We start from the raw sequence: 448 nt of genomic DNA, 5'->3' as shown, positions 1-448 counted from the left end.
AGTGGATTACCCAAACGCGATACTTGAGTAAGTGCACCACCATTAACTGCATTATTAGCAAATTTAGCATTCGGGTTTAGTATACGAGCTTGTGGTAAACTTGCAGTGGTCCACGAACCAATAACGCCATTACCTTCGCCTACAATACAGCTTTTTGGTAATTCAATATCAATTGATGTCACGTTTTTATCTGCAAGATCGTCATTGTCAGCCGATTGGGTAATACCTCCAGGGAAGCCACCTGCATCACCAGCACCCGGAGCGCTGTCGCCCTCTACTGGTACGTAGTTTACTAAATCGAATGTTTTACCAAGGTTAACGACAAAAGCATCTTTTCTTTGGCCAACAAATACTTGTGCCATGCTTTCACAACCTGGGATTGACACATTATATACAAATTGATCTGCGTAAGTTTGATAGTCAGCTTTAGAGGTAAATGTTTTATTAC

General features: G+C 41.3%; 1 protein-coding gene. It reads right to left on the bottom strand.

Annotated features, from left to right (window positions below; translation table 11 throughout):
• Positions 1-448, bottom strand: a 448-nt coding sequence (locus R2R70_RS18980) for a DUF4331 family protein (protein ID WP_410978747.1), incomplete at both ends; no start/stop codon positions are given.

Source organism: Cobetia sp. SIMBA_158, from assembly GCF_046566945.1.
In the GTDB taxonomy this organism is placed as follows: Bacteria; Pseudomonadota; Gammaproteobacteria; order Pseudomonadales; family Halomonadaceae; genus Cobetia; species Cobetia amphilecti.
This window is presented reverse-complemented; position numbering and strand designations above follow the sequence as displayed.